This is a genomic window from Roseibium suaedae, assembly GCF_900142725.1.
GTDB lineage: Bacteria > Pseudomonadota > Alphaproteobacteria > Rhizobiales > Stappiaceae > Roseibium > Roseibium suaedae.
The window spans coordinates 76,990-91,987 of sequence record NZ_FRBW01000003.1 but is presented as its reverse complement, the minus strand read 5'-3'; the positions used below and the strand labels follow the sequence as shown (position 1 = coordinate 91,987).

At 59.9% G+C, this 14,998-nt stretch carries 16 protein-coding genes; 10 read left to right on the top strand and 6 right to left on the bottom strand.

The features are described 5' to 3' along the window. Nucleotides 1-194: 194 nt before the first annotated feature. Nucleotides 195-1,151, bottom strand: coding sequence for a cation diffusion facilitator family transporter (locus BUA94_RS14110; protein ID WP_073013977.1), 957 nt, complete (start codon nucleotides 1,149-1,151; stop codon nucleotides 195-197). 172 nt (nucleotides 1,152-1,323) lie between these two features. On the opposite strand from BUA94_RS14110, the gene BUA94_RS23605 reads away from it, so the two are divergent. Together BUA94_RS23605 and BUA94_RS14105 are read left to right on the top strand one after the other, a co-directional pair. Beyond that, a complete protein-coding gene (locus BUA94_RS23605; RefSeq protein ID WP_175558043.1) occupies nucleotides 1,324-1,482 on the top strand; it encodes a DUF5993 family protein in 159 nt (52 codons plus the stop codon). A 10-nt stretch (nucleotides 1,483-1,492) separates the two neighbouring features. Next, entirely contained in the window at nucleotides 1,493-2,038 is a 546-nt protein-coding gene (locus BUA94_RS14105) for a disulfide bond formation protein B (protein ID WP_073013976.1), read from the top strand. A 28-nt stretch (nucleotides 2,039-2,066) separates the two neighbouring features. Here BUA94_RS14105 and BUA94_RS14100 read toward each other — a convergent pair whose 3' ends face one another. Continuing rightward, nucleotides 2,067-2,705 carry a MarC family protein gene (locus BUA94_RS14100; RefSeq protein WP_073013975.1) on the bottom strand — a complete coding sequence of 213 codons (639 nt, stop codon included), beginning with the start codon at nucleotides 2,703-2,705 and terminating at the stop codon, nucleotides 2,067-2,069. 330 nt (nucleotides 2,706-3,035) lie between these two features. Here BUA94_RS14100 and gyrA point away from each other — a divergent pair, with 330 nt between their 5' ends. Then, nucleotides 3,036-5,771 (top strand): DNA gyrase subunit A, encoded by a 2,736-nt coding sequence (gyrA, locus tag BUA94_RS14095; RefSeq protein ID WP_208980120.1) that lies wholly within the window; start codon nucleotides 3,036-3,038, stop codon nucleotides 5,769-5,771. A gap of 128 nt (nucleotides 5,772-5,899) precedes the next feature. Here gyrA and BUA94_RS14090 read toward each other — a convergent pair whose 3' ends face one another. Next, on the bottom strand, nucleotides 5,900-6,304 hold the full coding sequence (locus BUA94_RS14090; protein ID WP_073013973.1) for a hypothetical protein: 405 nt from the start codon (nucleotides 6,302-6,304) through the stop codon (nucleotides 5,900-5,902). A 190-nt stretch (nucleotides 6,305-6,494) separates the two neighbouring features. On the opposite strand from BUA94_RS14090, the gene coaD reads away from it, so the two are divergent. From coaD to tgt, 6 genes are all read left to right on the top strand, one after another. After that, the gene (gene coaD / locus BUA94_RS14085; RefSeq protein WP_073013972.1) at nucleotides 6,495-7,001 is read left to right on the top strand and encodes a pantetheine-phosphate adenylyltransferase; all 507 of its coding nucleotides are present in this window, start codon (nucleotides 6,495-6,497) and stop codon (nucleotides 6,999-7,001) included. 78 nt (nucleotides 7,002-7,079) lie between these two features. Beyond that, on the top strand, nucleotides 7,080-7,577 hold the full coding sequence (locus BUA94_RS14080) for a peptidylprolyl isomerase (protein ID WP_073014377.1): 498 nt from the start codon (nucleotides 7,080-7,082) through the stop codon (nucleotides 7,575-7,577). Between the two features lie 75 nt (nucleotides 7,578-7,652). Then, nucleotides 7,653-8,114 (top strand): peptidylprolyl isomerase, encoded by a 462-nt coding sequence (locus BUA94_RS14075; protein ID WP_139251170.1) that lies wholly within the window; start codon nucleotides 7,653-7,655, stop codon nucleotides 8,112-8,114. Nucleotide 8,115: 1 nt separating this feature from the next. Further along, nucleotides 8,116-8,517: a VOC family protein gene (locus BUA94_RS14070; protein ID WP_073013970.1), complete on the top strand. Its 402-nt coding sequence runs from the start codon at nucleotides 8,116-8,118 to the stop codon at nucleotides 8,515-8,517. Nucleotides 8,518-8,570: 53 nt separating this feature from the next. After that, entirely contained in the window at nucleotides 8,571-9,668 is a 1,098-nt protein-coding gene (queA, locus tag BUA94_RS14065) for a tRNA preQ1(34) S-adenosylmethionine ribosyltransferase-isomerase QueA (protein ID WP_073013969.1), read from the top strand. Nucleotides 9,669-9,672: 4 nt separating this feature from the next. After that, nucleotides 9,673-10,824, top strand: a complete 1,152-nt coding sequence (gene tgt, locus BUA94_RS14060; protein ID WP_073013968.1) for a tRNA guanosine(34) transglycosylase Tgt — start codon at nucleotides 9,673-9,675, stop codon at nucleotides 10,822-10,824. A gap of 30 nt (nucleotides 10,825-10,854) precedes the next feature. Here the strand turns inward: tgt and BUA94_RS14055 are convergent, their stop codons facing one another. The 3 genes from BUA94_RS14055 to galU form a co-directional block, all read right to left on the bottom strand. Further along, on the bottom strand, nucleotides 10,855-11,295 hold the full coding sequence (locus tag BUA94_RS14055; RefSeq protein WP_073013967.1) for a DUF4864 domain-containing protein: 441 nt from the start codon (nucleotides 11,293-11,295) through the stop codon (nucleotides 10,855-10,857). 114 nt (nucleotides 11,296-11,409) lie between these two features. Beyond that, nucleotides 11,410-12,714, bottom strand: a complete 1,305-nt coding sequence (locus BUA94_RS14050; protein ID WP_073013966.1) for a nucleotide sugar dehydrogenase — start codon at nucleotides 12,712-12,714, stop codon at nucleotides 11,410-11,412. A 117-nt stretch (nucleotides 12,715-12,831) separates the two neighbouring features. After that, nucleotides 12,832-13,734, bottom strand: coding sequence for a UTP--glucose-1-phosphate uridylyltransferase GalU (gene galU / locus BUA94_RS14045; RefSeq protein ID WP_073013965.1), 903 nt, complete (start codon nucleotides 13,732-13,734; stop codon nucleotides 12,832-12,834). A 313-nt stretch (nucleotides 13,735-14,047) separates the two neighbouring features. Between galU and kdsA the strand changes: the two genes are divergently transcribed. Next, nucleotides 14,048-14,893 (top strand): 3-deoxy-8-phosphooctulonate synthase, encoded by an 846-nt coding sequence (kdsA, locus tag BUA94_RS14040; protein WP_073014376.1) that lies wholly within the window; start codon nucleotides 14,048-14,050, stop codon nucleotides 14,891-14,893. Nucleotides 14,894-14,998 lie beyond the last annotated feature (105 nt).

Sequence of the window (14,998 nt, the reverse complement as noted above, 5' to 3'; positions counted from 1 at the left end):
CCGGGCATCGGGCAAGCAGCGTAACGACGTCCGGGGAGCCGGAAGTGGCCACCGGAGGCCGTGTTTTCGAACCGCCCGGGCTACGTCGCGTTCCTTGGAAGATGCACCGCATCTCCCTGCGAAACGCTTCTTGCCGGACAATCCGAAAACGCGGTCAAATAGGTCGCTATTTCTTGAGGTTGGTATAAAGACGGTCAGGCGGTCTGGTCGCGCTGCAGTTCCGCTTTCAGCATTTCCTCGTGATGGCAGGTCGCCTGGACCTCGATGTAGAGGCGTTTGACCAGAGGATTTTGCCGCTTGATGGCAATTTCGAGGGCGTAAATGGCATCCTCCACCGCTCCGGCGTTGAGATTGTCCTCAAAATCGACGGACAGCGCGAGCAGCACGTCCTGCGGACCCCGGTGAAGGGTGCGGATCTCGTTCAGGGCATGAACCGCAGGCGCAGCCTCGACGATAGAACGGACAGAGGCAACAAGCTCCGGAGCCGCGGCCTCGCCAATCAGCAGCCCCTTGGTTTCATAGGCGAGCAAACAGGCCGTGGCTCCCAGGATAACACCGATGGCGATTGAGGCAGCCCCGTCCAGCCAGGGCATGCCCAGAAGCTGTGCGCCCAGAAGACCCGCAAAGGCCACGATCAGACCCAACATAGCCGCCGTATCTTCGAACAACACCGTGAAGACCGTCGGATCCTTGGAATCGTGAACAGCGGTCAGGAAGTTCTTGCCGCCCCGGACCTGGTTGAATTCCTTGAAGGCGATCAGCCAGGCAATGGCCTCGAACACAAAGGCAAGACCAAGCACCGCATAGGCCACATAGGGATCGTTGACCGGATGCGGTTCCAGAACCTTCTGGACACCCTCGTAAATCGAGACCCCCGCGCCAACGGCGAAGATCAGCAAGGCCACGACGAAGGACCAGAAATAGAGTTCTGCGCCATACCCGAAGGGGTGGCGCTCATCTGCAGGCTGTTTCGCCTTCTTCATGCCGTAGAGCAGAAGCCCCTGATTGCCGGTATCGACCAGCGAGTGGATGCCTTCCGACATCATCGCCGAGGATCCGGTGAAGACGGCTGCTGCAAATTTGGTGACCGCAATGGCGGCGTTGCCTGCCAAAGCCGCGAAAATTACCTTCTTGGACCCATGCCCCGCCATGCGGATCCCCCTTCATGCCTAAAACAAAAAGAATGTCTCTCAGGGTTTTAGGAACATTAAGCCCTTTTGGGTACTGGCTGACGGGTCAAAAAATTCATTTCACGATTGCTTTTGTCCGCCAGGCATCCTGCTGGACGCCGGGCGAACTCAAGCAGGGGCTGGGGCTTCACACATGTTTCTCATGACGCTTTTTGCGCTTCTCTGTCTGACGCTTTGCGTTGCCGCCTTCGGGCCGCAGCGGCTGATCCTGCCGCTGGTTTCCGCAAGCTTCCTTGTGGCGGTCCTGATCTATTTCCACCATGCAACCGATGCGCTGCCGCTGTCGTTTTGAGGACTGACCGATGATTTCCCGCAAGCTTGAAACTCTTTTGAACGCTCTCGGTCTGTTCGGCATCGCGGCTGTGCTGCTTTTTGCCTTTTACGATCAGGTGGCCAACAAGGAACTGCCGTGCCCGCTCTGCCTGTTGCAGAGGGCCGGCTTTCTGCTGCTCGCCATCGGCCCTGTCTTGAATGTGATGCGTGGTCCCAAGCCTGCACATTATGGGATCGCGATCCTCGCAGGGCTTCTGGGGGCCGGGTTCGCCGCCCGGCAGGTGCTCCTGCACATCGAGCCGGGCGATGCAGGCTATGGCGCTCCCTTCCTGGGGATACACTTTTATACTTGGGCGCTTGTCGTCTTTCTGGGGGCAATTGCCGCCTGCGCACTCATGCTGATGATCCGCGACGCGCAAACGGCCTCAGAGAAGCCGCAAGTGACGGGCTTGGGCAAGGCTGCTGTCCTCAGCGTCATTCTTCTTGCGGGCCTCAATGCGGCCAGCACGCTGCTGGAGTGCGGTTTTGACGCCTGCCCGGACAATCCCGTCGCCTACGAGCTACTGAAGCCCTGAGGGGCTTCCTGCAGCCTTTTGTGCCAGCCTATTTGGCGAGGAAGGCGAGCACGCCGTCGGCGATGAACTGAACGGAGAGGGCGGCCAGAAGCACGCCTAGAAGACGGGTGATCACGAGCTGAGCCGTGTCGCCCATCAGCCGCTCGATCCGGTCAGCCAGCAGGAAGGCCAGCATGCAGCAGGCCAGAATGAAGAAGATGACCACTCCAAGCCCCGCATAGGCAACCGTGCTGGGCGCCTGGCCGGACAGAAGGATAATGGCAGAAATCGCGGCAGGGCCTGCGATTAGGGGAATTGCCAGCGGGAAGATCGCAACTTCGTGGAAGTCGGTCTTCTGCTGGTCCTCAATTGCCTTCTCTGCCGTCTCGCTCTTGCGCTGGCTGCGCTTGCCGAACACCATTTCGACCGCAATCAAAAACAGAAGCAGGCCGCCGGAGACACGGAAGGCGGAAACCGAGATGCCAAGCACATTGAGCACGGTCTGACCGGCCACGAAGAACACCAGCAGGATGCCAGCTGCCGTCAAGGTCGCACGGACCGCAATCCGGCGCCGCTCGAGCGCGCTCATGCCCGCCGTGACGGCGAGAAACATCGGTGCAAGGCCGACCGGATCAATCGTCACGAAAAGCGTCGCGAAGGCGTTGATGATGAAATCTGACAAGGGCATCCAGCTAATCCTCAAAAGATCCGGGCACCGGCCCAGGGCAGGCTGCGCGGAACCGCATCGCACGGCCAATTCTGGCGCAAAATCGCCATTCCGTCGCGCAGATACCCCCAATCTATTTTCCGGCCTGTGCATTACCTTCGCAAGGTATTGAAAACGCTTAACAATAATATGGCGCCACGGATCGGCCGGATTTGGTCGGCAATCGTGAATCGGATATAAATATCTGCACCTTAACAAGACCTAAGAGTTCAATCCTTGGCTGATCAGGACACAAGTACTTCCGGGGGCGGGTTGCCGTCGGATATCAAGCCGATCTCCATCGTCGATGAAATGAAGCGCAGCTATCTCGATTACGCGATGAGCGTGATCGTCAGCCGTGCGCTGCCGGATGTCCGGGACGGCCTCAAGCCGGTTCACCGCCGCATTCTGTATTCGATGCATGAGAACGGGTACGAATTCAACAAGCCGTACCGCAAGTCCGCCCGTGTGGTCGGGGACGTCATGGGTAAATATCACCCTCATGGCGACAGCGCGATTTATGACGCGCTTGTGCGTATGGCGCAGAACTTTTCGCTCCGCCTGCCGCTCATCGACGGTCAGGGCAACTTCGGTTCCGTCGACGGCGATCCTGCGGCTGCGATGCGATACACCGAGTGCCGTCTGGAAAAGGTGGCGCACAAGCTTCTCGACGACATCGACAAGGAAACGGTCGACTTCCAGGAAAACTACGACAACTCCGAAAGCGAGCCTGTCGTTCTTCCGGCCAAGTTCCCGAACCTCCTTGTCAATGGCGCCGGCGGCATCGCTGTCGGCATGGCCACGAACATTCCGCCGCACAACCTCGGCGAAGTGATCGATGCGGCCATTGCCATCATGGAAAATCCGGCTCTGTCCCTGGAAGAGCTGATGGAGATCGTCCCGGGTCCTGACTTCCCGACCGGCGGCATCATCCTCGGCCGCTCGGGCATCCGCTCGGCGTTTGAAACCGGCCGTGGCTCGGTCGTCATGCGCGGCCAGGTCGAAGTCGAAGAGATCCGCAAGGACCGCTACGCCCTGATCGTTTCGGAAATTCCGTATCAGGTGAACAAGTCCTCGATGATCGAAAAGATCGCCGAGGCTGTCCGCGACAAGCGCATCGAAGGCATTTCCGACATTCGCGACGAAAGCGACCGGTCGGGCATGCGCGTCGTGATCGAGCTGAAGCGCGACGCAGTTGCCGATGTGGTGCTGAACCAGCTCTACCGCTTCAGCCAGCTACAGACCTCCTTCGGCTGCAACATGGTGGCCCTGAACGGCGGCAAGCCGGAACAGATGAACCTGAGCAACATGCTCAGGGCATTTGTGAACTTCCGCGAGGAAGTCATTGGCCGACGGACCCGCTTCCTGCTCAAGAAGGCCCGCGACCGCGCGCATATCTTGGTGGGCCTGGGCATTGCCGTTGCCAATATCGACGAGGTGATCCACCTGATCCGGACGGCGCCGGATCCGGCGACCGCCCGCTCCCAGCTGATGGAGCGCAACTGGCCGGCCCGTGACGTGGAGCCGCTGATCCGCCTGATCGATGATCCGCGCCACATGGTTCTGGAAGACGGCACCTACAAGCTGTCGGAAGAACAGGCCCGCGCCATTCTCGATCTGCGTCTGCAGCGCCTGACAGCTCTGGGCCGCGACGAAATTGCGGATGAACTCAACAAGATCGGCGGCGAGATTGCTGACTATCTCGACATTCTGCGCTCCCGCGCCAGAATTCAGAGCATCGTCCGCAACGAGATGCTGGAGATCAAGGCAGAGTTCGCAACGCCCCGCCGCACCCAGATCGTTGATGGCGGCGCAGATTTCGACGACGAAGACCTGATCCAGCGCGAAGACATGGTCGTGACAGTGTCTCACGGCGGCTACATCAAGCGCGTTCCGCTGGCGACCTACCGGGCTCAGCGCCGCGGTGGCAAGGGCCGGTCCGGCATGGCGACCAAGGACGAAGATTTCGTCACCCGCCTGTTCGTGGCCAATACCCACACGCCGGTCCTGTTCTTCTCTTCGCGCGGTATTGCCTACAAGATGAAGGTCTGGCGGCTTCCGCTCGGCGGCCCAACCGGCCGCGGCAAGGCTCTCATCAACATGCTGCCTCTGGAACAGGGCGAAATGATCACCTCGATCATGCCGCTGCCGGAGGATGAGGACACCTGGGCAAACCTAGACGTGATGTTCGCAACGGTGCGCGGCACCGTGCGGAGGAACAAGCTCAGCGACTTCATCCAGATCAACCGGAACGGCAAGATCGCGATGAAGCTGGACGATGGCGACGGCATCGTCGGCGTCGAGACCTGCTCCGAGCTTGATGACGTCATGCTGACCACGGCGTCCGGCATGTGCATCCGCTTCCCCGTTACGGATGTCCGCGTCTTTGCCGGCCGCAATTCGGTCGGTGTGCGCGGGATCAACCGGGCGGATGAGGATACGGTCATCTCCATGCAAATCCTCCGTCACATTGATGTGTCGGCGGAAGAGCGTGCGGCCTATCTGAAGATGTCCCGTGCCCTGCGTGGCGAAGCCGATGAGGCCGGGTCTTCCGACGAGGACAATGTGGTGGCCGGAGAGCTGCCGCAGGAACGCTATGCAGAGATGAGCGCCTACGAGCAGACCATTCTCACCATTTCCGAGAATGGCTTCGGCAAGCGCACCTCGTCCTACGAGTACCGGGTCACCGGCCGTGGCGGCAAGGGCATCACGGCCATGGCCGTGAACCAGCGCAACGGCGGCCTGATCGCCTCCTTCCCGGTGGAAGACAGCGACCAGATCATGCTTGTGACCGATGGTGGCCAGCTGATCCGCTGCCCGGTAGACGGCATCCGCATCGCGGGCCGTGCGACCCAGGGCGTGATCGTGTTCAAGACCGCTGCCGATGAAAACGTCGTGGCTGTCGAACGCATCAGCGAAGTGGATGATGAGGAAGTCGAAAGCGTTGTGCTCGACGGGGAGGCCGGTGTGACTGGCGAACCTTCCGAGGGCGGAGCGGGTGACGCATCCGGACCATCCGAAGAAGGTGAGGGCGGCGAGGCTCAATAAGCCTCATCTGCCACACGGGACCTGAAAAAACGGCAGCGGCCGGGCATATGCCTCGGCCGCTGTCTTGCCGTTTGGGGCTGGATAATCTCAATCAGGTCAAGTCAGCCACGGCTGACATTGGAATTAGATCAGCCGTCAATCGGCATGCGGTGCAGGACGGTCGTGTTCGGCTCGGTTACAGAAGCCGAAGAGGTGGTCACAAAACCGACCTGACGGACGCTTGAAGCGCCGGAGAGCTGTGCTGCGCATTCGGTCGACCAAGCCCCCCAGGCCTGACCCTTGCACGGAGTTGCGGTTTCAACGCGCTCCAGGCGATCGGTCTTGTTGACGGCATTGACGTTGCGGGCATCAGCGGCGCCGACAGGTGTCAGGGTCATGATTCCGGCGACAAAGATTGCACCGACTGCGAGGGACATGATGGCCGCGACCTGCAGGCCAGCGGCAGGATGGCTTGCTTCAGGCGACGAGAAGAAAACGTCCCGGTTAAAGAAACGGCGCTTGCTCTCTCTGTTTTCGTTATCCCATGTTTGCATTGTTCTTACTCCGTGCTGACATTCAGCCGTATCAGGCACCCTCACAGTGCGGCATTTGAGAGATAAACTCCGTGATGGCCATCACAGTTCCGCAGAAAATACGTTTTGTTCATAATTTGGGCAAAAAGGATAACCGGCACCGCACTCAGGGACGCTTGCCCGCAAGCGCCGGGCGGGCTATGGAAACGCCATGACCAGAACCGCTCTTTATGCCGGGTCCTTCGATCCGGTCACCAATGGCCACATGGATGTGTTGCGTCAGGCTTTGACGCTCACGGACAAGGTGATCGTTGCGATCGGCATTCATCCGGGAAAGGCCCCCATGTTCTCCTTCGAGGAGCGCGTGGAAATGATCCAGGCCTGCGCCCTTGAGGCCTTCGGACCGGAAGCTGCAGAGCGGATCTCCGTCGAATCCTTTGATGGCCTCGTGGTGGAAGCGGCCCGCCGGACCGGTGCGGCCTGTATTCTCAGAGGCCTGCGCGATGGCACGGATCTGGACTATGAAATGCAGATGGCCGGCATGAACGGCACTCTGGCACCCGACGTGCAAACTGTGTTTCTTCCTGCTTCGCCCGGCGTTCGCCACATCACCGCCACGCTTGTTCGGCAGATCGCGAAAATGGGCGGGGCCATTGAGCCCTTTGTCCCGGAAGCGGCGGCCCGGGCCCTCAAGGCAAAGACCGCGGCAGGGGCCTGACGGCGCCCTGTTTCAATGATCCGAACGGAGTTCCACGTGTCACGTATCCTTTCCATTTTCGCGGTCTTCGCATCCCTGATGATCGCGACCGTCACAGCCCGCGCAGAGACCCTTGATCCGGAAAACACGCTTTATCTCGACCTGAAGGATGGCCGCGTCGTCATTCAGCTGCGTCCGGATCTTGCACCAAACCATGTTGCCCAGATCAAGAAGCTGACCCGCGAAGGCTTTTATGACGGTCTTCTGTTTCACCGCGTGATCGACAACTTCATGGCGCAGACCGGCGACCCCACGGCGACCGGCACCGGCGGCTCCAACGAGCCGAACCTGAAGGCCGAATTCAGCGACGCACCGTTCAAGCGCGGTGTGCTGGGCATGGCCCGTGCAGCGTCAGAAGACAGCGCCAATTCTCAGTTCTTCATCATGTTCGCTGATGGCGACTGGTTGAACGGCGAATACACAGTCTGGGGCCAGGTTGTCTCCGGCATGGAATTCGTCGACAAGATCGCGAAGGGGGAGCCGCCGGCAAATCCCGACAAGATCATCAAGATGCAGGTCGCGGCAGACGCCAAGTGATCTGACATCAGAACCCTTTCTCAAGGACAAGGCGAGAGCCTGATTTAAAGACAACGGAGACAAGTCATGGCCGATATCAAAGATCCGGAAAACACGCTGCTGATGGAAACCACCGTCGGTAATGTCGTGATCGAAATGAAGCCGGAACTGGCACCGAACCACGTTGCCCGCATCAAGGAACTGGCTCGCGAAGGCTTCTACAATGGCATCGTGTTCCACCGCGTCATCGAAGGCTTCATGGCTCAGACCGGCTGCCCGCATGGCACCGGCACCGGCGGTTCCGGTAAGAAGCTCAAGGCTGAGTTCAACAAGGCTCACCATGGCCGTGGCGTCTGCTCCATGGCCCGTGCCCAGAACCCGGATTCCGGTGACAGCCAGTTCTTCATCTGCTTTGCAGACACAGGCTTCCTGGATGGTCAGTACACCGTTTGGGGTGAAGTGATCGAAGGCATGGAAAACGTCGACAAGATCAAGCGCGGCGAGCCGGTCCAGAACCCGGACAAGATCCTGTCCCTGAAGGTTGCAGCGGACGCCTGATATGGCGCCTGCGGCCGGATATCCGACCCTGCGCGTGGCGAGGCCAGCCAATGACCTCGCCGCGCTGCACCGCTTTTATTGTGATGGCGCCGGTTTTTCCGAACTGACCAGCTTCGATCACAATGGCTACCAGGGCCTCATTCTGGGCATTCCAGAAGCCAAGTGGCATCTGGAACTCTTGCGGGAGGAGGGCGTCAGAGCTCCCCGCTGCAACAGTGATGAGCATCTTCTGGTTCTCTACATGCCTGAGGACCAGCTGTGGCAGACGGCCATTGATCGCATGCAGCACCATGGCTATAAGCCAGTCCGGTCGCACAATCCCTATTGGGATGATGTCGGCATGACATTCGAGGATCCGGAAGGCTACCGGATCGTCTTTCAAAGAAGAGCCTGGACGCTTTAGGCAGTGATCTGCCTGACCGGTCTTGACCGGAGCGGACCGCCGGAAGAAGACCCATGCGCGTAGACCTGTTCGACTTCGAGCTCCCCAATGAGCGGATTGCCCTGCGTCCCGCACGCCCGCGCGATGCTGCCCGGCTGCTTGTGGTCAGGCCGGACGGATCACCGGAGCTGACCGACAGTATCGTCAGTGCGCTGCCTGACTGGCTCGAACCTGGCGACGCGCTTGTCTTCAATGACACGAAGGTGATCCCGGCCCAGCTGGAAGGCACGCGCACGAGAGGCGAAGCCACGGCAAAGATCAGCGCAACCCTGCACCTTCGTGCCGGCGATGACCGCTGGTGGGCCTTTGTCCGCCCGGCCAAGAAGCTCGTGATCGGTGACCGTGTCCGCTTTGGCGGTGAAGGCAGCACCTGCCTTTCCGGGACGCTGGACGCGACCGTCGCCGAAAAAGGGGATGCGGGGGAGGTTCTGCTGATGTTCGATGTCGCAGGCCCCGCTCTCGACGAGGCGATCGCCACCGTCGGCCACATTCCGCTGCCGCCCTATATCGCCGCGCAGCGCCCTGAAGACGAGCAGGACCGGGCCGACTATCAGACCATGTTTGCGGAACGGGAAGGGGCTGTTGCCGCTCCCACCGCCGGTCTCCATTTCACGCCAAAGCTTATGCAAAACCTCGAGGCTCGCGGTGTCGAAACATATGGCGTGACCCTTCATGTCGGCGCCGGAACATTTCTGCCCGTCAAAAGCGATGATACGGACGGCCACAAGATGCATGCCGAGTGGGGAGAAATCTCTGCGTCCACTGTCGCGGCTCTGAAGGCTGTGAAAGCGCGTGGCAACAAGGTGGTTGCCGTTGGCACCACCTCCTTGCGCATTCTGGAAAGCGCCTCCCAAGGGGAGGAAGGTCTCGCCCCTTTCTGCGGTGAAACCCGGATTTTCATCACTCCCGGCTATCGCTTCCGGACCATCGATGCGCTGATGACCAATTTCCATCTGCCGCGTTCGACCCTCTTCATGCTGGTCTCGGCCTTTGCCGGTCTTGAGACCATGCACCGGGCCTATGCCCACGCCATCCAGACCGAATACCGCTTCTACAGCTATGGGGACTCTTCGTTGCTGTTCCCCCGGCTGACGCGCGAACAACAGGACTGACGCCATGAGCGCCTCCGCCAAGCCCTTTTCCTTCAAGCTGATCAAGACGGACGGCATGGCCCGCCGTGGGGAAATTTCCACGCCCCATGGCACCGTCCAGACCCCGGCCTTCATGCCGGTTGGCACCCAGGCGACCGTCAAGGCCATGTTCATGGACGATGTCGAACAGACCGGTGCCGAGGTCGTGCTTGGCAACACCTATCACCTGATGCTGCGCCCCACCGCCGAGCGTGTTGACCGGCTGGGCGGGCTGCACAAATTCATGAACTGGCCGCACACGATCCTGACCGACAGCGGCGGGTTTCAGGTCATGTCGCTCGCTCAGCTGCGTAAGCTGGACGAGGACGGTGTCAAGTTCCAGAGCCACATCGACGGCCAGCGCTATCACCTGACCCCGGAGCGGTCCATCGAGATCCAGGGACTTCTCGGCTCCGATATCCAGATGCAGCTCGATGAATGCATCAAGCTGCCGTCGCCTCCTGAGGAAGTGAAGCGCGCCATGGAGCTATCGCTCCGCTGGGCAGAACGCTCCCGCCGCCAGTTCGAGACCATGGGCGGTCCGGGCAAGGGGCAGGGGCTCTATGGCATCGTTCAGGGCGGCGATGTGCCGGACCTGCGTATCCGGTCGGCTGAAGAACTCGGCAAGATGCCGTTCGAAGGCTATTCCGTCGGGGGACTGGCCGTGGGCGAACCGCAGGACGTGATGCTGCGCATGCTGGACATCACCACGCCGGTCATGCCGGTCGACAAGCCGCGCTATCTGATGGGCGTCGGCACACCGGACGATCTGCTTGAAAGCGTCAAGCGCGGCATCGACCAGTTCGACTGCGTGATGCCGACCCGCGCAGGCCGCCATGGCCTTGCCTATACCCGTTTCGGCAAGGTCAACCTCAAGAATGCCCGTCATGCGGACGACCCGCGTCCGCTGGATGAAGAAGCGGCGTGTCCTGCGACCTCGACCTACAGCCGCGCCTATCTGCACCACCTGGTCCGCTGCGGCGAAGGTCTGGCAGCCATGCTGCTGACCTGGAACAACATCGCCTATTATCAGACCCTGATGAAGGGCATGCGCGATGCGATCGAGGCAGGCACCTTCGAGGCTTTCTATCAAAAGACCAAGGAAGACTGGGCCCGGGGCGATATCGCCGCCCTCTAGTCCAGGACTGTCAGGCAGCAAAGAACGCCGTCAGGCCGAAAGGCCTGGCGACTTTGTCAGATAGCAGCCGGAAATCTTCCAGGTGCCGTCTTCCTGTTGTTCGAAACTGTAGAGCGCCAGCCAGGTCTCGCCATCCGGGCCGATCACGTAGACTTCCTGCACTGGCCCTTGCGGTCCCGGTTTCAAGGCACCGAAGGATACGTCGCGCGGACGGTAGACAGGCTGATAGCCCTGACGCACCATCTGCATAAAGAAATCCGGGGTCTGGAACCGGTGCTGGAGGTCACGGCTGGCAAAGGAAAAGGCCTGCACCGCGTCCCCGCGGGCAAAGGCATTCATCTGGCCCTTGATGATCTTCTGGAAGGCAGGACCATTGCCACTTGAGGCGTCTTGCGCCGATACACTGCTGCCTGCCGTACCGAAGACCACGGCAGCCAGTACCCAAAGACAGAAAAAGCCGATGAACCGCATGACGGACCACTCCTCTTCAAAGGGGAACGGTCAGTATACGTCAGAAAATCCGGATTGGATTGCTGGTAATTTTGGCAGGACGATTTCGCAAGACTGTTCAGCCCAGCTCAAAAATCACAGCCGCCAGAGTTGTACATTGTCCGGGCAAAGATCCCGATCCAAACGGGCCGGCAGGTCGGCGACCAGACAGGTTCCCTCACCGAGATAGGGTGTGATTGCCCCCCAGTTGCGGCCACCCTCAAAGAGGTCATCATGGGGAACGGCAAGGATCACCGCATCCGACCCCTTCAGATCGGCAGCCGTGCTCAGTTCGAGGCCATATTCCTCACGCACGTCCTCCGCATCCGCCATCGGATCCAGGATACGGACGTCCGCGCCGAAATCCTTCAACTCCCTCACCAGATCCACGACCTTGGAATTGCGCGTATCCGGCACATTCGCCTTGTAGGTCAGGCCGAGAACGGCAATCTTTGGCGGCATCTGGCGCCCCAGGCGGACGCAGGCCTGAATGATCTTGCCAGCCACATAGGAAGGCATGGCCTCATTTGTGCCGCGTCCGGCCAGAATGACCTGAGGGGTCAGACCGATTTCATGGGCCTTGTGAGTGAGGTAGTAGGGGTCGACCCCGATGCAATGGCCGCCGACGAGACCGGGCTGGAACGGCAGGAAGTTCCACTTCGTGGAAGAGCCCGCAAGCACATCCCTTGTATCGATGCCCATGGCATGGAAGAGCATGGAAAGTTCGTTCATCAGCGCGATGTTGAGATCCCGCTGGGTGTTCTCGATGACTTTGGCCGCTTCCGCCACCTTGATCGATGGCGCCTCGTGTATGCCCGCCGTGACAACGCTGCCGTAGAGAGCAGAGAGGAACGAGAGGGTCGAGGCGGAACTGCCGGAGACGATCTTCACGATGTCCTTGAAGTCCCGGTCCGGATCCCCCGGATTGATTCGTTCCGGAGAGTAACCGACTTCGAACCCTTCTCCGAAACGAAGCCCGGAGCCTGCCTCAAGGATCGGAACCGCAACATCTTCCGTTGCGCCCGGGAAGACGGTTGATTCAAACACCACGACGGAACCGGGGCGCAGGGCACCAGAGACCGTGCGCGCTGCACTGGCGAAGGGTGTCAGGTCGGGGCGCTTGGCCTTGTCGACAGGTGTCGGCACAGCCACGATAAAGACGTCATAGCCGGTGAGATCTGCAGGGTCGGAGCTGACCTTCAGGGTGCTCTTGCGCAGTCTTTCGGAGGTCACTGACGAGGTGCTGTCTGTCCCCTTGCTCAGCTCGGCAATCCGGCCTTCCTTGATGTCGAAGCCCAGAATGTCATAGCCCGCTTCCGCAAAGCTGACGGCCACCGGCAAGCCCACGTAGCCCAGACCAATAACGGCAATCCGGGTGTCTTCCAAAGCAATGGCAGTCATGGGGAGCGGGAACCTTTTGGGGACAAAGAAAAACCGGGCGCCAAGGACACGCCATGGACACCCGGTTCTCTCCTAGCCGGAAGCTGCCGCTGAATGCAAGCGGCAGCAGACTTTGGCTTATTCGGCGGCGGCCATCAGGCTCTTGTCACCGATCATGTCGCGTAGCAGCGGCAGAAGCTCGCGGGACAGTTCCGGATCTTCCAGAGCATAGGCGATGTTGGCGCTGAGGAAGCCCGCCTTCGAGCCGCAATCATAGGTCTGGCCGGTGAAGCGCAGGCCGGTGAAGGTCTGCTGTCCCATCAGCGTCAGCATGGCATCGGTCAGCTGGATTTCGCCGCCCGCACCCTTTTCCTGCTTTTCCAGAAGATCGAAGATCTCGGGCTGAAGGATATAACGGCCATTGATGTAGAGATTGGACGGGGCAGTGCCCTGGGCCGGCTTTTCGACCATGCCCTTGATGCCGAAAGTCAGATCATTCTGATCGCCATCAATCTCGACGATCCCGTAGTTATGGGTCTGGTCCTCCGGTACGGCTTCAACGGAAATCACGTTGCCGCCCTTCTGATTGTAGATGTCGACCATCTGGCTCAGGCAGCCCGGGTCGGACTTCATGATCATGTCCGGCAGGAGAATGGCAAAGGGCTCATGACCGATGATGTCACGGGCACACCAGATCGCATGACCGAGACCGAGCGGGTCCTGCTGACGGGTAAAGCTGGTTGCACCGGCGACGGGGCGCAGCTTGTCGAGCAGGTCCAGCGCGGACTTCTTGTTGCGGGCCTGAAGGGTGTCTTCCAGCTCATAGGCACGGTCGAAATGGTCTTCGATGACCTGCTTGTTGCGGCCCGTCACGAAGACGATGTGCTCGATGCCGGCAGCCTTGGCTTCCTCGACCACATATTGAACAATCGGACGATCGACGATTGTCAGCATTTCCTTCGGAACAGCCTTGGTGGCTGGCAGAAACCGCGTGCCGAGACCGGCAACGGGAAGGACGGCTTTACGGATCGGTCTGGTCATTCAGAAATCTTCCAAATCTTATAAGTTCAAAGGTCACGGCGGAGAAAACTGGCCAAGGGCCAAATCGATAACGCAGCAGACCTCAGGTGGTTCCAATAACAAGTCTTATAATGTCGAATTCGAGGCGGAGCATCTCGCGGACATCGCATTCTACATTATAACTTTTCCACTGTGAAACACAGGTCCTTAATCAGCTGCAAAAGGTGCTGTGAATCTTGCGGCCATTGCCAAGAAAGGCTATGGAACGGGCGATTTCCAAAGTGGCCGTGCCACCTTCAAAATGGCCAGGCCACATTTCCATAAGGAATGCCTCATGTCCCAGCCGAACAGTCAGGTTCGCGTCGGCAACGTCACCTTTGACAATGCAGCCCCTTTCAGCCTGATCGCTGGTCCCTGTCAGATGGAAAGCCGTGCGCACGTTCTGGAATGCGCAGCCGCCGTCAAGGAAATTGCGGGCGGCCTCGGCATTCCGGTTGTATTCAAGTCCTCCTTCGACAAGGCAAATCGCACGTCTCTGTCCGCCTCGCGCGGGGTTGGGCTCAAGGACGCCCTGCCGGTCTTTGCCGAGATCAAGGAAACCTACGGACTTCCTGTTCTGACCGACATCCACTCCGCCGATCAGTGTGCTCCGGTCGCTGAGGTGGTCGATGTGCTTCAGATTCCGGCCTTCCTGTGCCGCCAGACCGACCTTCTCGTTGCCGCAGCCAACACCGGCGCGATTGTCAACGTGAAGAAGGGGCAGTTTCTGGCGCCCTGGGACATGAAGAACGTTCTGATGAAGATTGTCGAAAGCGGCAATCCGAATGTTCTTCTGACCGAGCGCGGCGTGAGCTTCGGCTACAATACGCTGGTGAGCGACTTCCGCGCCCTGCCGATCATGGCGGAGACCGGTGCCCCGGTCGTGTTCGATGCGACCCATTCGGTCCAGCAGCCGGGCGGCCTTGGCGGCTCGTCCGGTGGCGACCGTCGCATGGTTGCCGTTCTGGCACGCGCCGCTGTTGCCGTCGGCGTCGGTGGTCTCTTCATCGAAACCCATCCGGATCCGGACAACACCATTTCCTCTGACGGGCCGAACATGATTGCTCTCAAGGATCTCGGGGCGATGTTGTCCGAGCTCAAGGCAATCGACACCGTGGTGAAAGCCAGCGCTTCCGCTTGAATTTGACTTTAAGGGCTGTCCATCAGGGCAGCCCTTCGCAATTGGATCCATACCTCCCGGGAGGGTCCGCATCTGCCGCCCGGCGGCAAACACAGGAGTTGATCT